This is a genomic window from Mesorhizobium sp. M3A.F.Ca.ET.175.01.1.1, assembly GCF_004791945.1.
Classification (GTDB): Bacteria; Pseudomonadota; Alphaproteobacteria; order Rhizobiales; family Rhizobiaceae; genus Mesorhizobium.
This window is the reverse complement of the sequence record NZ_SRTP01000186.1, coordinates 1-344: the sequence shown is the minus strand read 5'-3', so window position 1 is coordinate 344 and position 344 is coordinate 1. Positions and strand designations below refer to the sequence as shown.

Genomic DNA, 344 nt, shown 5'->3' with positions numbered 1-344 from the left:
AAGGGAAACTGCGCAGCCCTATGAGCTTTTGCTTGACGGCACCCTGCTCTCGATTTCCTTTAGGATGTTGGTTGCGCGTGCGATGCGGCTGTACTTGGCCAGAAAGTCCGCCTTCGCCTGTCGGCCAAGCTGATCCCGAAACACCTTGCCTTTGCGCAGGCGCTGAAGGGCTTTGACCCAGTCGGACGGGTTGTCTGGCGACACGAGGACGCCGTTGACGCTATCGCTCAAGACTTCACGGATAGCTGGCAGGTCAGAGGATACTATGGGTTTACCATGCGCCATATATTCGAAGAGCTTAAGCGGCGACATTCCCTCAGCGATATTGCTACCGCCGCCTTGGC

General features: G+C 57.0%; 1 protein-coding gene. It reads right to left on the bottom strand.

Going from position 1 to position 344, the window contains the following annotated elements; translation table 11 throughout:
- Window positions 1–18: 18 nt before the first annotated feature.
- Window positions 19–344: glycosyltransferase (locus tag EN818_RS31275; RefSeq protein ID WP_135906678.1), on the bottom strand; the 326-nt coding region annotated here is incomplete at its 5' end.